Source organism: Streptomyces sp. NBC_01481 (assembly GCF_026339995.1).
Lineage (GTDB): Bacteria > Actinomycetota > Actinomycetes > Streptomycetales > Streptomycetaceae > Streptomyces.
Map to the genome: position 1 here is coordinate 380,782 of NZ_JAPEPT010000001.1, position 17,986 is coordinate 398,767.

The 17,986-nt window shown below is 69.8% G+C and carries 15 protein-coding genes; 14 read left to right on the forward strand and 1 reads right to left on the reverse strand.

The features are described 5' to 3' along the window. Positions 1-48: 48 nt before the first annotated feature. The 9 genes from OOK40_RS01770 to OOK40_RS01810 all read left to right on the forward strand — a co-directional run bounded on the left by OOK40_RS01770 (position 49) and on the right by OOK40_RS01810 (position 11,305). Complete coding sequence (locus tag OOK40_RS01770) at positions 49-1,389, forward strand: NarK/NasA family nitrate transporter (protein WP_266475961.1); 1,341 nt, start codon at positions 49-51, stop codon at positions 1,387-1,389. Positions 1,390-1,486: 97 nt separating this feature from the next. Then, a complete protein-coding gene (locus OOK40_RS01775) occupies positions 1,487-2,626 on the forward strand; it encodes a uroporphyrinogen-III synthase (protein WP_266475962.1) in 1,140 nt (379 codons plus the stop codon). A 141-nt stretch (positions 2,627-2,767) separates the two neighbouring features. After that, the gene (locus OOK40_RS01780; protein ID WP_266478743.1) at positions 2,768-4,003 is read left to right on the forward strand and encodes a serine hydrolase; all 1,236 of its coding nucleotides are present in this window, start codon (positions 2,768-2,770) and stop codon (positions 4,001-4,003) included. Positions 4,004-4,273: 270 nt separating this feature from the next. Next, the gene (locus OOK40_RS01785) at positions 4,274-4,876 is read left to right on the forward strand and encodes an ABATE domain-containing protein (RefSeq protein WP_266475963.1); all 603 of its coding nucleotides are present in this window, start codon (positions 4,274-4,276) and stop codon (positions 4,874-4,876) included. 108 nt (positions 4,877-4,984) lie between these two features. Beyond that, positions 4,985-5,572 (forward strand): sigma-70 family RNA polymerase sigma factor, encoded by a 588-nt coding sequence (locus tag OOK40_RS01790; RefSeq protein WP_142217417.1) that lies wholly within the window; start codon positions 4,985-4,987, stop codon positions 5,570-5,572. Further along, the gene (locus OOK40_RS01795) at positions 5,569-6,405 is read left to right on the forward strand and encodes an anti-sigma factor (protein WP_266475964.1); all 837 of its coding nucleotides are present in this window, start codon (positions 5,569-5,571) and stop codon (positions 6,403-6,405) included. The genes OOK40_RS01790 and OOK40_RS01795 overlap by 4 nt, the downstream gene beginning before the upstream one ends. A 105-nt stretch (positions 6,406-6,510) precedes the next feature. Beyond that, entirely contained in the window at positions 6,511-8,865 is a 2,355-nt protein-coding gene (locus tag OOK40_RS01800; protein WP_266478746.1) for a UvrD-helicase domain-containing protein, read from the forward strand. 412 nt (positions 8,866-9,277) lie between these two features. Beyond that, entirely contained in the window at positions 9,278-10,711 is a 1,434-nt protein-coding gene (locus OOK40_RS01805) for an NAD-dependent malic enzyme (protein WP_266475965.1), read from the forward strand. Positions 10,712-11,023: 312 nt separating this feature from the next. Next, a complete protein-coding gene (locus OOK40_RS01810) occupies positions 11,024-11,305 on the forward strand; it encodes an HU family DNA-binding protein (RefSeq protein WP_004571953.1) in 282 nt (93 codons plus the stop codon). A 340-nt stretch (positions 11,306-11,645) separates the two neighbouring features. On the opposite strand, the gene murA is transcribed toward OOK40_RS01810, so the two are convergent. After that, entirely contained in the window at positions 11,646-12,986 is a 1,341-nt protein-coding gene (murA, locus tag OOK40_RS01815; protein ID WP_266475973.1) for a UDP-N-acetylglucosamine 1-carboxyvinyltransferase, read from the reverse strand. Positions 12,987-13,239: 253 nt separating this feature from the next. Here murA and OOK40_RS01820 point away from each other — a divergent pair, with 253 nt between their 5' ends. From OOK40_RS01820 to OOK40_RS01840, 5 genes are all read left to right on the forward strand, one after another. After that, complete coding sequence (locus OOK40_RS01820) at positions 13,240-13,800, forward strand: YqgE/AlgH family protein (protein WP_266475975.1); 561 nt, start codon at positions 13,240-13,242, stop codon at positions 13,798-13,800. Positions 13,801-13,830: 30 nt separating this feature from the next. Continuing rightward, entirely contained in the window at positions 13,831-14,130 is a 300-nt protein-coding gene (locus OOK40_RS01825; protein ID WP_266475976.1) for a DUF3039 domain-containing protein, read from the forward strand. A gap of 246 nt (positions 14,131-14,376) precedes the next feature. Beyond that, positions 14,377-15,681, forward strand: a complete 1,305-nt coding sequence (locus OOK40_RS01830) for an extracellular solute-binding protein (RefSeq protein ID WP_266475977.1) — start codon at positions 14,377-14,379, stop codon at positions 15,679-15,681. Between the two features lie 476 nt (positions 15,682-16,157). Further along, on the forward strand, positions 16,158-17,111 hold the full coding sequence (locus OOK40_RS01835) for a carbohydrate ABC transporter permease (protein ID WP_266478749.1): 954 nt from the start codon (positions 16,158-16,160) through the stop codon (positions 17,109-17,111). Between the two features lie 32 nt (positions 17,112-17,143). Then, entirely contained in the window at positions 17,144-17,986 is an 843-nt protein-coding gene (locus OOK40_RS01840) for a carbohydrate ABC transporter permease (RefSeq protein WP_266475979.1), read from the forward strand.

Below are 17,986 nucleotides of genomic sequence, written 5' to 3' on the forward strand. Positions count from 1 at the left end.
GCCATCCATAACGTCCCCTTCACACCCCGAGGACCGTGGAGGCACGTGATGGCTGGCCGGTGGATCGAACAGTGGGACCCCGAGGACGAGTCGTTCTGGGAGGCGAAGGGCGAGCGGATCGCCCGGCGCAATCTGGTTTTCTCGATTCTCTCCGAACACATCGGGTTCTCGATCTGGACCCTGTGGTCCGTCATGGTCCTGTTCATGGGGCCGGAGTACGGAATCGACCCGGCCGGGAAGTTCTTCCTGGTGGCCATGGCCACGCTGGTGGGGGCGTTCATCCGGGTCCCGTACACCTTCGCCGTCGCCCGCTTCGGCGGCCGTAACTGGACCATCGTCGCCGCGTCGATGCTGCTCCTGCCGACGGGCGCCGCCTTCGTGGTGATGGAGCCGGGGACCTCGTACACGACCTTCATGCTGGTCGCGATGCTCACGGGCGTCGGCGGCGGTAACTTCGCCTCGTCCATGACCAACATCAACTCCTTCTTCCCGCTGCGGAAGAAGGGCTGGGCCCTCGGGCTGAACGCGGGCGGCGGCAACATCGGAGTGCCCGTCGTACAGCTGGTCGGGCTCGCCGTCATCGGGGCGTCCGGCGGACCGCGCATGCTGCTCGGGATCTACATCCCGTTCATCGCCGTCTCCGCGATCTGCGCCGCGCTCTTCATGGACAACCTCGCCCCGGTCAAGAACGACACCGGCGCATCGAAGGAAGCCGTCAAGGACCCGCACACCTGGATCATGTCCTTCCTCTACATCGGCACCTTCGGATCCTTCATCGGCTACAGCTTCGCCTTCGGTCTGGTGCTGCAGACACAGTTCGGGCGTACGCCGCTGCAGGCCGCGTCCATCACCTTCATCGGCCCGCTCCTCGGCTCGCTGATCCGCCCCGTGGGCGGCTGGCTCGCCGACCGCTACGGCGGCGCACGCATCACCCTGTGGAACTTCCTCGGCATGGGCCTGGCCACCGCGGCCGTCGTGGCCGCCTCCGTCGAGGAGTCGCTGACGCTGTTCACCACCGCCTTCATCGCACTCTTCGTGCTGACCGGGGTCGGCAACGGCTCCACGTACAAGATGATCCCGGGCATCTTCCATGCAAAGGCGGTTGCGAAGGGCATGTCCGGCGAGGAGGCCGCCGCCTACGGGCGCAGGCTCTCCGGTGCGTCCATGGGACTCATCGGCGCGGTGGGCGCGCTCGGCGGGCTCGGCATCAACCTCGCCTTCCGCCAGTCCTTCCTGACCGCGGGCACCGGCACCTCCGCCTTCGTCGCCTTCCTCGTCTTCTACGCGGCCTGTTTCACCGTGACTTGGGCGGTATACCTTCGCCGGCCCGCCGTCGCCGCGCAGCCCGTCGCGGAGGCGAAGCCGCAGCTCAGCTACGCAGAGGTGTAACACCAGCGAAATCACGGCGCACCGAGCCTGTCACGCACCGTTGGCAGGCTCGGTCGTCCCATCCGCACGTCTGGGGAACCACGTCTGGGGACGCCATATGCAAGACCATCAGCACGGGCCGCTCGCCGGCTTCACCGTCGGCGTCACCGCAGCGCGGCGCGCCGACGAACTCGGCGCGCTCCTTCGACGCCGCGGGGCGAGCGTCCTGCACGCCCCCGCCCTGCGCATCGTCCCGCTCGCCGACGACGCCGAACTCCTCGCAGCCACCCAGGAACTGATCGACCACGCGCCCGACGTGGTCGTCGCCACCACCGCCATCGGATTCCGCGGCTGGGTGGAGGCCGCCGACGGCTGGGGACACGGCGAAAAGCTCCTGGAACGGCTGCGCGGGGTCGAGCTGCTGGCCCGCGGGCCGAAGGTCAAGGGCGCGATCCGTGCCGCCGGGCTCACCGAGGAGTGGTCCCCGGCCTCCGAGTCCATGGCCGAGGTCCTCGACCGACTGCTCGCCGAGGGTGTCGCGGGCCGCCGGATCGCGCTCCAGCTGCACGGCGAGCCGCTGCCCGGATTCGTCGAGTCGCTACGGGCCGGGGGCGCCGATGTCGTCGTCGTGCCCGTCTACCGGTGGATGGCGCCGGAGGACCTCGGGCCCGTCGACCGGCTCCTGGACGCGACCGTCGCGCGCGCCCTGGACGCCCTCGCCTTCACCAGCGCCCCCGCCGCCGCCTCGCTGCTCTCCCGCGCCGAGACCCGGGGACTGCTGCCCGAGCTGCTGCACGCCCTGGACCACGATGTGCTGGCCGCCTGCGTGGGGCCGGTCACCGCGCTGCCGCTGCAGGCCCACGGCGTCGCCACGGTGCAGCCGGAGCGCTTCCGGCTCGGCCCGCTGGTGCAGCTGATAGGCCTGGAGCTGCCCTCCCGGGCCCGTACGCTCCCGGTCGCGGGCCGCCGTGTCGAGATCCGCGGCCACGCCGTCCTGGTCGACGAGGACCTGCGGCCCGTGCCGCCCGCCGGAATGGCCCTGCTGCGTGCCCTGTCCAGACGCCCCGGCTGGGTCGTCTCCCGCTCCGACCTGCTGGGCGTCCTGCCGGGCGCCGGGCGGGACGAGCACGCCGTCGAGACGGCCATGGCCCGGCTGCGTACGGCGCTCGGTGCGCCCAAGATCATCCAGACCGTCGTCAAGCGGGGCTACCGGCTGGCCCTGGACCCGGCCGCCGACACCAAGTACGCGGACGCCTGACGCGCACGGCGTTGGGCAGCGTTTTCTGCATGACCTCGACGTAGGTCCGCTCGTTGCAACCTGACGGGGGGTCCGGTGCGTACAGACTGTGCCGGCGTCCGCATCCGCGGCGCGGCTCGCACCGGAATGGAGAACAACCAGATGGTCTCAGTCATGGTGGGCAGGGGCACGGCTGTCGGCGCCGTCCTGCTGTCTCTGCTGGCAGTCCCCGCGCAGGCCGCGTCGGCGCAGGCGCCCTCCGCGGCGCCCTTAGCCGCGGCCACCGACCCCGCTCCCGATCTCGCGGGCCTGAAGGCGGTGTTGCGCGACGCGCTGGCCAAGGGCGCTCCCGGCGCGATGGCGAGGATCGACGACAACGGCACGGTGTACAAGGCGAGCGAGGGTGTCGCGGACCGGGCCACCGGACGGGCCATCAGCACCGAGGACCGCTTCCGCGTCGGCAGCGTCACCAAGAGCTTCTCCTCGGTGGTCCTGCTGCAACTCGTCGGCGAGGGAAGGCTCGACCTCGACACCTCGGCCAACACCTATCTGCCGGGCCTGCTGCCGGACAACCGCATCACGGTGCGTCATCTGCTCAGCCACCGCAGCGGTTTGTACGACTACACCAACGACATGTTCGACAAGACGGTCCCGGGCTTCGAGTCCGTACGCAACAAGGTCTTCACGCTCCAGGAACTGGTCGACCTCTCCCTCGCCAAGCCCCTGACGGTTCAGCCGGGCACCGCCTACGACTACTCCAACACCAACTTCGTGGTCGTCGGACAGCTCATCGAGAAGCTCACCGGACACTCGCTGCGCACCGAGTACCGCAAGCGCATCATCGAGCCACTGAAGCTGCGCGACACCTTCTACGTGCATCCCGACACCGCCCTTCCGGGCCGCTACACCAAGGGCTATCTCCGGCCCGACGAGGCGGGAGCGCCGCTCGTCGACTCCACCCGGCAGACCGTCTCCTGGGCCCAGAGCGCGGGCGCGATGATCTCCAGCACCCGCGATCTGGACACCTTCTTCTCCGCGCTGCTGAAGGGCAGGCTGCTCCCGGCCCCTCTGCTGACGCAGATGCGGCAGTGGGTCCCGATCAACAGCACCCAGGGCTACGGTCTCGGTCTGCGCCGCCGCGATCTGTCCTGCGGTGTCTCCGTGTACGGGCACACCGGCACCGTCCAGGGCTACTACACGTACTCCTTCACCTCCAAGGACGGCAGCCGCAGCATCACCGCCCTCGCCAACACCTCCAACAACAGCGATGTGCTCGGCGTGATGGCAAAGACGCTGGACGCTGCCTTCTGCGGCAAGCCCGCCGCCGCGCCGAGCGCCCGCAGCTCCGCGCCCGCCGAGCGCTACGAGGACGTCGCACCGGACGTTTCGCGCGACTGATGCGTGGGGGTGCGGCTTAGGGGGTGTCGTTTGGATCAGGCCGGATCAGTGAGCGGGGTCTGGTGCGTGCGATCGCAAGGCGGAGGAAGGAGCCGACGCGGAGCGTCGGCGACTGACGACAACGCAGCGAGCGGGCGTGCCAGGGCACGCGAACCCGGCAAGATCCGAAAGACACCCCCTGACCCCTGGGGAGAAGGGGTTCCGGCCGCACGTTCGGACGGGCACTCTGGAGGGGAGACCCGGCAGTGACCCCTAGGCGGTGGCAGGCGCATGACGGCAGGCGCGACGGGTGCAGCCTCCTACGACTGGAGGTTCGACTCCGGGCGGATCTGCCTGGATCTGATGGCGACCGCGGAATCGGCCGGCGAAGGGCGCGAAGCGCTGGCCCAGGCCGGTCGGCTGGGCCGCTGGCTGGTCGGGGCGGGCCTGGTGCCCGCGGCGACGGCGCTCCCGGCCTTCGACATCGGGTGGGTGGCGCGCTTCGTCGAACTGCGGGACTGCGTGGGCCAGTTGGTACGGGCCCAGATCGACGGCCGGCGCGCCGAGTCCGCGCTGGAGCGCGTCAACGCCCTCGCTGCAGGAGCGCCGCCCGCCATCAGAGCCGTACCCGACGGGGACGGCTCCCTGGTACGGGCGCTGAGCGCCGCGCCCGAGTGCGGGGCGCTGCTGGCGGCGATCGCCCGCGACGCCGTGGACCTGCTGACCGACCCGGCGGCCAGGGCCCGGCTGCGGCAGTGCGAGGGCGACAACTGCCGCCGCGTATACCTGGACACGTCCCGCGGACGGCGGCGCCGCTGGTGCTCCAGCGAGGTGTGCGGGAACCGCGAACGCGTCGCCAGGCACCGGCGCCGCACCGCTGCGACCCACCTGTAAAAGATCTTGAAAGTTTTTCGGCGGACGTTGAGTGATGCGCCCGTGGTCCCCGTAGAGAAGGGGGAGAAGCAGTCAGCCGAAAAACAGGGTCTCGACCGGGAGGTTCAGGTGCGCAAGGATGCCGCCGTGGCCGATGACCGTCCGCAGAGGGCCCGGCATCGCAGCGAGAAGCCACGCAACGACTCCTCAGCACCTGATGAGGAGCTGATGCGTGCGCTGTATCGCGAACATGCGGGACCTCTGCTCGCCTATGTACTCCGTCTTGTCGCCGGCGATCGCCAGCGAGCCGAGGACGTGGTGCAGGAGACGCTCATCCGTGCCTGGAAGAACGCCGGCCAGCTCAACCGAGCGACCGGCTCTGTCCGACCCTGGCTGGTGACGGTCGCACGCCGCATCGTCATCGACGGTCACCGCAGCCGGCAGGCCCGGCCGCAGGAGGTCGATCCGTCGCCGCTGGAGGTCATGCCCGCGGAGGACGAGATCGACAAGGCGTTGTGGCTGATGACGCTCTCAGATGCACTCGATGATTTGACGCCCGCCCACAGGGAAGTTCTTGTCGAGACGTATTTCAAGGGCCGAACGGTCAATGAGGCGGCCGAGACGCTCGGCATACCCAGCGGGACGGTGCGTTCGCGGGTGTTCTACGCACTCCGTTCCATGAAGCTCGCTCTGGAGGAGAGGGGGGTCACGGCATGACCATGTACGAGCAGGAATCCGTCCACGACGCCGTCGGCGCGTATGTGCTCGGCATTCTCGACGACGCGGACGCCTCCGCCTTCGAGATGCACCTGGCGGGTTGTGACATCTGCGCCGCCCACCTCGAAGAGTTCTCCGGGATGGAGCCGATGCTGGCCATGCTGGCGGAGGCCCCGGCACCACCACAGCAGTCGAATGTGCTGAACATGCGCGGCAGGCAGTCCGAGCCGGGCTGGTCGGACGTCCCGCCGCCGCGAGCGGTCCCCGTGGTCCCCACCGCCCCCAGCCCGCAGCTGCTCGGCGGTCTGCTCGACGAGGTCGCCGCCAAGCGGGCGGCCAAGCGCAGGCGCGGGATGTATCTGGTCGCGGCCGCCGCGGCCCTGATCATCGGCGGTCCCGCCGTCGCGGTCGTGGTCACGGCCAACGACACCGGCACGAACCAGGCGACCAGCGATCCGCACCCCACCAGTCCCGCCGAGGACGCCTTCTTCAACCACATGGAAGAGAAGGTCAAGGCCACCGACGCGAGCACCAAGGTCAGCGCGACCGTCGGCCTGGAGAAGAAGGCCTGGGGCACGCACACCGTTCTCGAACTGAAGAACGTCACGGGTCCGCAGAAGTGCAGTCTGATCGCCGTCTCCAAGACCGGCGAGGAAGAGGTCGTGACCTCCTGGGCCGTCCCGAAGTGGGGTTACGGCATCCCCGACAGCCCGGTCAAGACGGCAAAGAACCCGCTCTACGTCCACGGCGGAGCCGCCATGGACCGGAACGACATCGATCACTTCGAGGTCCGCACCTTCGACGGAAAGCGGCTCGTGGAGGTTGACGCCTGAAAGTTGACGCCTGACAGATTCGCCCCCTTCGCGTACGGTTGACGGCTGCCCAGTGCACGTCAGAAGGGGGCCTCGGTGGCCGCGCAGGATGCCGCTGTTGATTCCATGGTCGGATCCGCCGTCGACACGGTGCGAGACCGTGAGATCGGCGTCGAACAGGAACATCTGGATCGGGTCTACCGCCGCCTCGAGGAGAAGATCCACGAGGCGGAGTTCCTGATGCACGACGCCGCCAAGCGCGGCCAGGTCGGTACGCCGGGCGCGCTCGCGGAGCGGGACGCCCAGGTCTTCCGGGCCGGGATTCACCTCAACCGGCTGAACAACGAGTTCGAGGACTTCCTCTTCGGCCGCATCGATCTGCTGCGCGGCAAGGACGGCCAGAAGGGCCCGGACGGGGCGTACACCTCGATCGAGCCCGCCGACGACGCCGTACGCGCCGACAACACGGCCGACATCGGGGAGACCCTGCACATCGGCCGTATCGGGGTTCTCGACTCCGACTACGCGCCGCTGGTCATCGACTGGCGCGCCCCGGCAGCCGCCCCGTTCTACCGCTCGACACCGGTCGATCCGGGCCGGGTGGTACGCCGCAGGGTCATCCGCTCCAAGGGCCGCAGGGTCCTCGGCGTGGAGGACGACCTGATGCGCCCGGAGCTCAGCGCCACACTGGACGGGGCCGAGCTCCCGGTCATTGGCGACGGCGCGCTGATGGCGGCGCTGGGACAGGCCCGCAGCCACACCATGCGCGACATCGTCGCCTCCATCCAGGCGGAGCAGGACCTGGTGATCCGGGCCCCTGCCGCGTCCGTCACGTATGTGGAGGGCGGGCCGGGCACCGGCAAGACCGCGGTGGCCCTGCACCGGGCGGCATACCTGCTCTACCAGGACCGCAGGCGCTACGCGGGCGGCATCCTGATCGTCTCGCCCACCCCGCTGCTCGTCGCGTACACCGAGGGCGTGCTGCCCTCGCTGGGCGAGGAGGGGCAGGTCGCGATCCGGGCCGTCGGCAGTCTTGTCGACGGCGCGGAGGCGACGGCGTACGACGATCCGGCCGTGGCCCGCGTCAAGGGCTCCTCGCGGATGCTGAAGGTGCTGCGCAAGGCCGCGCGGGGCGCGCTGGAGATGCCGCCGCCCGCGCCCTCCGCGCAGCTCGCCTTCGGCGAGGAGCACGAGAGGGGGACACAGGGGCCCGCGGGGACGCCCACACGGCTGCGTGTGGTCGCCTTCGGCCGGCGGCTGGAGCTGGAGGCCGACGAGCTCCAGCGCATCCGCCACAACGTCCTGGGCGGCACCGCCCCCGTGAATCTGTTGCGCCCGCGCGCCCGCAGGCTGCTGCTGGACGCTCTGTACGCCAAGTCGGGCAACGGAACGCGGGCTGCATCTTCTTCTCTTGGCGACCCCGAGCTCGCCGCCGAGCTGCGCTCCTCCTTCGACGAGGACGTTGCCTCCGAGGACGCGTTCATCGGCTTCCTGGACGCCTGGTGGCCCGAGCTCACCCCGCGCGGCGTGCTCACAGCCATGGCCGACGAGAGACGCCTGGGGCGCTGGTCACGCCGGATCCTCAACCCGGGAGAGGCGCGCCGCCTCGCCCGTTCTCTCAAGCGCGACGCTCTCTCCGTACACGACGTGGCGCTGCTGGACGAGCTGCAGACGCTGCTCGGCACCCCGGCCCGCCCCAAGCGCAGGCGCGAGCTCGATCCGCTGGACCAGTTGACCGGTCTGGAGGAGCTGATGCCGCAGCGCGAGGAGTCGCAGCGCGAACGCGCCGAGCGCCTGGCGCAGGAACGTACCGAGTACGCGCATGTCATCGTCGACGAGGCGCAGGACCTGACCCCGATGCAGTGGCGCATGGTCGGCCGCCGCGGCCGGCACGCCACCTGGACGGTCGTCGGCGACCCGGCGCAGTCCTCCTGGTCGTCCCCGGACGAGGCGGCCGAGGCCCGCGACGAGGCGCTCGGCACCCGCCCGCGCCGCCGCTTCCAGCTCACCGTCAACTACCGCAACCCGGCCGAGATCGCCGAGCTGGCGGCCAAGGTGCTGGCGCTGGCGATGCCCGGGATGCAGTCCCCGTCCGCGGTCCGCTCCACGGGCGTGCGGCCGCGCTTCTCCGTGGTCCCGGACGGGGATCTGGCTGGGACCGTACGGGCCGAGGCGCAGCGGCTGCTCGACCGCGTCGACGGCACGGTGGGCGTCGTGGTCGCGATGAACCGGCGCGAGCAGGCGGCGCGTTGGCTCGCCGGGCTCGGCGACCGGGTGGTCGCGCTCGGCTCCCTGGAGGCGAAGGGCCTCGAGTACGACGCGACAGTGGTCGTCTCCCCGGCGGAGATCGCGGACGAGTCCCCGGCCGGGCTGCGCGTGCTGTACGTGGCGCTGACCCGGGCGACCCAGCAGCTCACGGTGGTCTCCGGCCGGCGCGACGAGCCGGACGCGGACGGTGTGCCGGACTTGCTGCGGGACTGAATCGGGGTCCCGCCGGCGCCTGATGGAGAGTCAACCTGCGATGCGGGAATCAGGTTCTGGGGTCGTTTGTTAGCCTGGGTGCTGGCACCGGCTCGATCCAAGCCCCCGGGCCCAACCTTCGTCGCTCAGAGCGACCACTTGCCGCGAGGCGAGCATGGCGGGTCGGTGCCACTTCTTCGTAGGGACAGGTCCGCGTCACCCTGGGTGACGTGGACCTGTTTCATTTGGGGCCCTGGTGCCACCCCGGCTTCCACGCAGGCTGCCGTATCTCGTATGGTGGAATCCTGTTTCCGAAAACTCAATGACCACTATTACCTGCTACCCGCAGGTAGGTGCGACCATCGGAAAGCGTCGCCGGGCAGCAGCCGCGGCCGCATGGCAATGAAGCTAGCGAAAGCAGAGGAACCCGGTCATGGCAACGGCGCCCAGCGTCTCGTACTCGATGACGGTCCGGCTGGAGGTGCCCGCGAGCGGAACCGCGGTCTCCCAGCTGACCACGGCCGTGGAGTCCTCCGGCGGATCCGTGACCGGCCTGGACGTGACCGCCTCAGGCCACGAGAAGCTGCGGATCGACGTCACGATCGCGGCGGCCTCCACCGTGCACGCCGACGAAATCGTCGAAGAGCTGCGCAACATCGAGGGCGTCGTCCTCGGCAAGGTCTCCGACCGTACGTTCCTGATGCACCTCGGCGGCAAGATCGAGATGCAGTCCAAGCACCCCATCCGCAACCGTGACGATCTTTCGATGATCTACACGCCGGGTGTGGCGCGGGTGTGCATGGCGATCGCCGAGAACCCCGAGGACGCCCGCCGCCTCACCATCAAGCGCAACTCCGTCGCCGTGGTCACCGACGGCTCCGCCGTCCTCGGCCTCGGCAACATCGGCCCCATGGCCGCGCTGCCGGTCATGGAGGGCAAGGCGGCCCTGTTCAAGCGCTTCGCCGGCATCGACGCCTGGCCGCTGTGCCTGGACACCCAGGACACCGACGAAATCGTCGCGATCGTCAAGGCGATCGCCCCCGGTTTCGCCGGAATCAACCTCGAAGACATCTCCGCGCCCCGCTGCTTCGAGATCGAGGCACGGCTGCGCGAGGCCCTCGACATCCCGGTCTTCCACGACGACCAGCACGGCACGGCGATCGTCGTCCTCGCCGCGCTGACCAACGCGCTGCGCGTGGTCGGCAAAGCCGTCGGGGACGTACGGGTCGTCATGTCCGGAGCCGGCGCGGCCGGTACGGCCATCCTGAAACTGCTGATCGCGGCGGGTGTCAAGCACGCCGTCGTCGCCGACATCCAGGGCGTGGTGCACGCCGGCCGCGAGGATCTGGTGGACGCGGCCCCCGGCTCGCCGCTGCGCTGGATCGCCGACAACACCAACCCCGAGGGCGTCACCGGCACCCTCAGGGAAGCGGTCGCAGGCGCGGACGTCTTCATCGGCGTCTCCGCCCCGAATGTACTGGGCGCGCAGGACGTCGCGGCGATGGCCGACGGCGCGATCGTGTTCGCGCTCGCGAACCCGGACCCCGAAGTCGACCCGGCAATCGCACGGCAGACGGCCGCAGTTGTCGCCACCGGCCGCTCCGACTTCCCGAACCAGATCAACAATGTGCTCGTCTTCCCGGGTGTCTTCCGTGGCCTGCTCGACGCCCAGTCGCGTACCGTCAACACGGAGATGATGCTCGCGGCGGCGGCCGCCCTCGCGGAGACCGTCACCGAGGACGAGCTCAACCCGAACTACATCATTCCGTCGGTCTTCAACGAGAAGGTCGCCGGAGCGGTCGCGGGAGCCGTCCGCAACGCCGCCAAGGCGGTCGGCACCTCTGTGACAGGCCCCACGTCGGGCTGACACACGGCGCGTCGCGAGTCGCGGGGCCGTGACTGCCGCTCTAGGGTGGCGGACCATGAGCCCCGAGGCTCCGCGGAGTCTCCACAACGAGTCTCCACCGAGTCGACGGAACGTCACCACGACGAGGCAGTGGCGCTTTTCGTGTGACTCCGGAGGGTGCCGGATTGGCTTTCCCGCCGCTGGTGGGGGCAGGATGCGTAATCGGGCGCGAGGGTCTGACAGCAGACCCGGGTCCGGGGACTGTCCGAGGGCCCTGGCAGCATCGGCTTCGATCTCACGCCTCACAGGCAAGAAGAACACGGGAGTAACAACATGAACCGCAGTGAGCTGGTGGCCGCGCTGGCCGACCGCGCCGAGGTGACCCGCAAGGACGCCGACGCCGTGCTGGCCGCTCTCGCCGAGACGGTCGGCGAGGTCGTCGCCAAGGGCGACGAGAAGGTCACCATCCCCGGCTTCCTGACCTTCGAGCGCACCCACCGTGCCGCTCGGACCGCTCGTAACCCGCAGACCGGCGACCCGATCCAGATCCCGGCCGGTTACAGCGTGAAGGTCTCCGCGGGCTCCAAGCTCAAGGAAGCCGCCAAGGGCAAGTAAGCCCCGAGGCAACAGCAAAGGCGGCCACCCCGGCTGGGGGTGGCCGCCCTTTGCTGTGCAGGGGCCGTGAGGGGCCTGTACAGGGCCGTGGGGCCAAGCGCGGGGCTCCGGCCCCGAACCCCGCGCCTCAAAGGCCGGCGGGGCTGAATTTCGCGTCCGGGACCACGCCTCAAACGCCGGCGGGGCTGGATGTGCGGCCGAGCCGCATATTCAGCCCCGCCGGCGTTTGCGGACATGCGGCCGAAGGTCGCATACGGGGAGGTTGGGGGTCCCCCCCGGACGGAGTCTGGGGGAGGGCGGGGCGGGGACAAGGCCCGCCGCGGGCGCCCCCGTCCCCGCCTCAGACGAGCTTGCCGCCCGGCAGCTCCACCTTCGCGCCGAGCTTCTCGAGCTTCTCCATGAAGTTCTCGTAGCCACGGTTGATCAGGTCGATGCCGTGCACCCGCGACGTCCCCTGCGCCGCCAGCGCCGCGATCAGGTACGAGAAGCCGCCGCGCAGGTCCGGGATGACCAGGTCCGCGCCCTGCAGCTTCGTCGGGCCCGACACGACCGCCGAGTGCAGGAAGTTGCGCTGGCCGAAGCGGCAGTCCGAGCCGCCCAGGCACTCGCGGTACAGCTGGATGTGCGCACCCATCTGGTTGAGCGCGGAGGTGAAGCCGAGCCTCGACTCGTACACCGTCTCGTGGATGATGGACAGGCCCGCCGCCTGCGTCAGGGCCACCACCAGCGGCTGCTGCCAGTCGGTCTGGAAACCGGGGTGCACGTCCGTCTCCAGGGCGATGGCCTTCAGCGCGCCGCCCGGGTGCCAGAAGCGGATGCCCTCGTCGTCGATCTCGAACGCGCCACCTACCCTCCGGAAGGTGTTCAGGAACGTCATCATCGAGCGCTGCTGCGCCCCGCGCACATAGATGTTGCCCTCGGTCGCCAGTGCCGCCGACGCCCAGGAGGCCGCCTCCAGGCGGTCCGGGATCGCCCGGTGGGTGTAGCCGCCGAGTTTGTCGACACCGGTGATCCGGATCGTCCGGTCGGTGTCCATCGAGATGATCGCGCCCATCTTCTGCAGTACGCAGATGAGGTCCTCGATCTCGGGCTCGACGGCCGCGTTCGACAGCTCCGTGACGCCCTCGGCCAGTACGGCCGTCAGCAGCACCTGCTCGGTCGAGCCGACCGAGGGGTACGGCAGCCGGATCTTGGTGCCGCGCAGGCGCTGCGGGGCCTCCAGGTACTGTCCGTCCGCCCGCTTCTCGATCGTCGCGCCGAACTGGCGCAGCACCTCGAAGTGGAAGTCGATGGGCCGGCCGCCGATGTCACAGCCGCCCAGGCCCGGAATGAACGCATGTCCGAGCCGGTGCAGCAGCGGACCGCAGAAGAGGATCGGGATACGCGAAGAGCCCGCGTGGGCATCGATGTCGGCGACGTTCGCGCTCTCGACGTGCGAGGGGTCGAGCACCAGCTCCCCCGGCTCGTCGCCGGGGCGCACCGTCACACCGTGCAGCTGCAGCAGTCCGCGCACGACGCGCACGTCACGGATGTCGGGCACATTGCGCAGTCGGCTCGGCTCGCTGCCGAGCAGGGCGGCGACCATAGCCTTGGGCACGAGGTTCTTCGCGCCGCGGACGCGGATCTCGCCCTCCAGCGGGGTTCCGCCGTGGACAAGCAGTACATCGTCGGTGCCGGTCATGAATCTCGCGTTCCGGAGTGGTCGGACAGGGGCCAAGTGAAAAGGGTAAGGGGCGTCCACCCCTGTCCCGTAAGGCCAAGGACGCTCCGGGAGCGTAATGAATTGGGCACAACACGCTCGGTTCACTCCACCTTGCGCAGCGTCACCGCTCGGGCTCCGGGCTGCCGGAGCCCGTGTCGCGCCCTGAGCTGCGTGGGCTCACACTGTGCCGCCCGCTCCCCGCGGAGGGCGAAGATGCGGGATCATGTCTCGCATGACCGAGGTGTCCTCGCTCACAGGGCGGCTGCTCGTCGCCACCCCCGTCCTCGCCGATCCCAACTTCGACAGGGCGGTGGTCCTGCTGCTCGACCACGACGACGAAGGCTCGCTCGGCGTGGTTCTCAACCGGCCGACCCCTGTCGTGGTCGGCGACATCCTGGAGGGATGGGCCGCGCTCGCCGGTGAGCCTGGGGTGGTTTTCCAGGGCGGCCCGGTCTCCCTCGACTCGGCTCTCGGTGTCGCCGTGATACCGGGCGACGAGGGCCCGCTCGGCTGGCGGCGGGTGTACGGCGCGATCGGCCTGGTCGATCTCGAGGCGCCGCCGGAGCTGCTCGGCGGGGCGCTCGGTTCCCTGCGGATCTTCGCGGGGTACGCCGGATGGGGCCCCGGCCAGCTGGAGGAGGAGCTGAACGACGGCGCCTGGTACGTCGTCGAATCGGAGCCGGGTGACGTGTCCTCGCCCAGGCCGGAGAGCCTGTGGCGGGCGGTCCTGCGCAGGCAGCGCAGCGAACTCGCGATGTTCGCCACCTATCCGGACGACCCGTCGCTGAACTGAGCGGTGCGGCGTTCAGTACCCTTGGCGGTTATGAGCACTCTTGAGCCCGAGCGCGGGACAGGCGCGGGGACCCTCGTAGAGCCGACGCCGCAGTTGTCGCACGGCGACGGCGACCACGAGCGCTTCGCCCATTACGTCCAGAAGGACAAGATCATGGCGAGTGCCCTCGAGGGCACTCCCGTGGTGGCACTGTGCGGGAAGGTCTGGGTGCCGGGGCGCGACCCCAAGAAGTACCCGGTCTGCCCGATGTGCAAGGAGATCTACGAGTCCATGGGCCCTGGTGGCGACAAGGACAAGGACAAGGGCAAGGGCGGCAAGGACAAGAAGTAGTCCGACAGGTCTGAAACAGGTCTGACGGCGGCAGTCCTGCCGCAGGGGACGGCCCCCGGGACGCGCATGCACGCGCGTCCCGGGGGCCGTTCGCGTTCCGTCCCCGTTGCACGGGGTGCTTCTGCCGGTCACAGAGTGGTCGAGACCTCTTGTCCGGTTGTCGGCCGTGGCTTTAGCCTCCTGCGTGTTGTGCAGCACGAAACGCGCGTTGCATTCTGTGCAACGCCTACTCGTAGGGGACCACGCATGAAGCTGATCGCCCGAATCGCCGCCCCCGCCGCGGCACTTGTGCTCGCAGGTCTCACCGGCACCGCCTGCGCACCCCAGACCTCCGACAACAGCGCCCAGAAGGACGACAAGAGCGGCACCCTGCGCGTCTGGCTCTTCCAGGAGGTCAACAACAAGCCCAAGGAGAAGGTCGTCGGCGACGCCGTCGCCGCCTTTCGCGCGGCGCACAAGGACGCGAAGGTCGAGGTCGAGTACATACCGGTCGAGACGCGGGCCCAGCGCGTCAAGGCCGCGTTCAACGACCCGAAGAGCGCGCCGGACCTGATCGAGTACGGCAACACGGACACGGCGGGATACGTGAAGGACGGCGGACTCGCCGACGTCAGCGCGGAGTTCGCCGCCTGGGCCGAGGCGAACGACACCGACCCGACGGCGCGGACCTCGGTCACGGTCGGCGGCAAGATCTACGGCGCGCCGCTGTTCGTCGGCGTACGGGCGCTGTACTACCGCACCGATGTCTTCAAGGAGTTGGGGATCGCGGCCCCCAAGACCCAGGACGAGCTGATCGCCACCTCCAGGAAGATCCACAAGGCGAAGCCGGAGCTGTACGGGCTCGCGGTCGGCGGCGCGTACACGTATGGGGCGATGCCGTTCATCTGGGCGCAGGGCGGCGAGCTCGCGGAGGAGAGCGGCGGTGCGTACAAGGCGGCGATCAACAGCCCGGCCGCGCGGAAGGGCATCACGGCGTACACCTCGCTCTTCGGCGAGGACAACTGCCCGGCCGCGAAGTGCGCCTCGATGGGCGGCAATGCGACGGTGACGGCGTTCGCGTCCGGCAAGGCGGCGATGGCGATCGGCGGCGACTTCAGCCACCAGGCGGTGGAGGCGGGCGCGGTGAAGGGCAAGTACGCGGTCCTGCCGCTGCCGGGCAGGCAGGCGGGCTCGATCGCGCCGGCGTTCGCAGGCGGCAACAACATCGGTGTCCTGAAGAGCAGTTCGCACCGCACGCTGGCGGTGGACCTGATGAAGCAGTTCGCGGGCAAGGAGACGCAGCGCAAGCTGTTCGAGGCGATGGGCTTCCTGCCGACGTACACGGACGTCCGCGGGGAGGTGGCGACGAAGGAGCCTTTCGTCGAGCCGTTCGTACGGACGCTGGGTGCGGGCACGAAGTTCGTGCCGGCGTCGCCGGGCTGGGGCCAGATCGACGCGTCGCTGGTGCTGCCGACGATGTTCCAGGAGATCGTGAGCGGCAAGAAGGACGTGGCGCGGGCGTCGGACGACGCGGCAAAGAAGATGGACGCGGCGTTCGCTGCCGCGGGCTGAACGCGATGACGAACGACGCGAACGCGGAGCGAAAGCCCCAGGAGGGCGCGGCTGCGCCCGCTGGTGCGACGGGCGGCCCGGGCCGCCAGGGTGCGGGGTTCCCGGTGCAGGGCGGCGAGGCGGCTGGCGCGACGGGCGCCTCGGGCGGCCCGGGCGCGGGGATCTTGTCGCCCGGCGGCGAGGGCCTGTACAGCCGGGCTGGTTCGCCTGTCGGCGAGGGGGATGCGTCAACTGGCGCCGTTGCGACGGCTGGTGCGACGGGCGCCCCGGACGGCCCGGGCTCGCGCGTCGGGGCGGGTGCGCACGTCGTCGGGATCGACGCCTCGGCCGACGGTTCTGGGTCGGTCGGCGTCACGGGCAGCCCGGACCGCCCAGGTGCGGGGGTCCCGGTGCAGGGCGGCGAGGCGGTTGGGCCCGGCGCCCTGGACGGCCCCCCGCGCCGCGGGGCACCTGCGGCGGCGGGCGCCACCCGCGGCCTGGGGGCGGGCCGCGCAGCCGGAGCGGGATCGGCCCGCGGGCCCAAGGCCGCCAGGAGTTCGCTCACCCCGCGGCGGGGGCGCGGGGGCTGGACCCCGTGGCTCTACCTCGCGCCCGCTCTCGTCGTTCTCGGCGCGCTCCTTGTCTACCCCATCTACCAGCTCGGCCTGATCTCCTTCCTCGAGTACACCCAGGCCCAGGTCAGCGGCGGCAAGCCCACCACCTTCCAGGGGCTCGGCAACTACCGCACCCTCTTCGCCGACAGCCAGTTCTGGCAGGTCCTGCTCGCCACGCTCGCCTTCGCCGCCGCCTGCGTGCTCGCCACGCTCGCCGTCGGCTGCGCCCTCGCCGTCCTGCTCACGCGCGTACGCGCCGTCCCCCGCCTCGCCCTCATGCTCGCCGCCCTCGGCGCCTGGGCGACCCCCGCCATCACCGGCTCCACCGTCTGGGTCTTCCTCTTCGACCCGGACTACGGACCGGTCAACCGGCTCCTCGGCCTCGGCGACTTCTCCTGGACGTACGGGCGCTACAGCGCCTTCGCGCTCGTGCTCCTCGAAGTCGTCTGGTGCTCGTTCCCGTTCGTGATGGTCACCGTCTACGCGGGCATCAAGGCGATCCCCTCCGAAGTCCTGGAGGCCGCCTCCCTCGACGGCGCCTCGCAGTGGCGGATCTGGCGCTCCGTCACGGCACCGATGCTGCGTCCCATTCTCGTCGTTGTGACCATCCAGTCGATCATCTGGGACTTCAAGGTCTTCACCCAGATTTATGTGATGACGAACGGCGGCGGCATCGCCGGACAGAATCTCGTGCTCAATGTGTACGCCTATCAGAAGGCTTTCGCCTCGTCCCAGTACAGCCTGGGCTCGGCCATCGGCGTGGTGATGCTGCTGATTCTGCTCGCCGTCACCCTCGTATATCTGCGCCTGCTGCGACGCCAGGGAGAAGAGCTGTGAGCCTGCCCCGCATTCACCGCCCCGTGCGCCCCATGCGCCCAATGCGCCGCCCCCGGCACCCCTGGCGCCTCGCCGCCGAGGCATCCGCCCTCCTCATCGCGGTCGTCGTCGCTTTCCCGCTGTACTGGATGGCGCTCTCCGCGTTCAAACCGGCGGGCGAGATCCAGTCGACGAAGGCGCGTCCCTGGACGCTTTCCCCCTCGCTCGACTCCTTCCGCCGCGTCTTCGAACAGCAGGAATTCGGCCGGTATTTCCTCAACAGCTTGTTCGTCGCGGGCGTGGTCGTCCTCGCCTCCGCGCTGATCGCCTTCCTGGCGGCGACGGCGGTCACCCGGTTCCGTTTCCGGTTCCGCACAACCCTGCTGATCATGTTTCTCGTCGCACAGATGGTGCCGGTCGAGGCGCTGACGATCCCGCTGTTCTTCCTGATGCGGGACTTCGGCCGGCTGAACACCCTCGGCTCGCTGATCCTGCCGCACATCGCCTTCTCGTTGCCGTTCGCGATCTGGATGCTGCGGGGCTTCGTGAAGGCGGTCCCTGAGGCGCTTGAGGAGGCGGCGTACATCGACGGCGCGAGCCGGACCCGGTTCCTGTGGCAGATCCTCTTCCCGCTCGTCTTCCCGGGCCTCGTGGCGACGAGCGTGTTCTCGTTCATCTCGACATGGAACGACTTCCTGTTCGCCAAGTCCTTCATCATCAGCGACACCTCGCAGTCGACGCTGCCGATGGCACTGCTCGTCTTCTTCAAGCCGGACGAGAACGACTGGGGCGGGATCATGGCGGCGTCCACCGTGATGACCGTCCCGGTGCTCGTCTTCTTCGTACTCGTACAGCGACGCCTGGTCTCCGGCCTGGGCGGCGCCATCAAGGAGTGA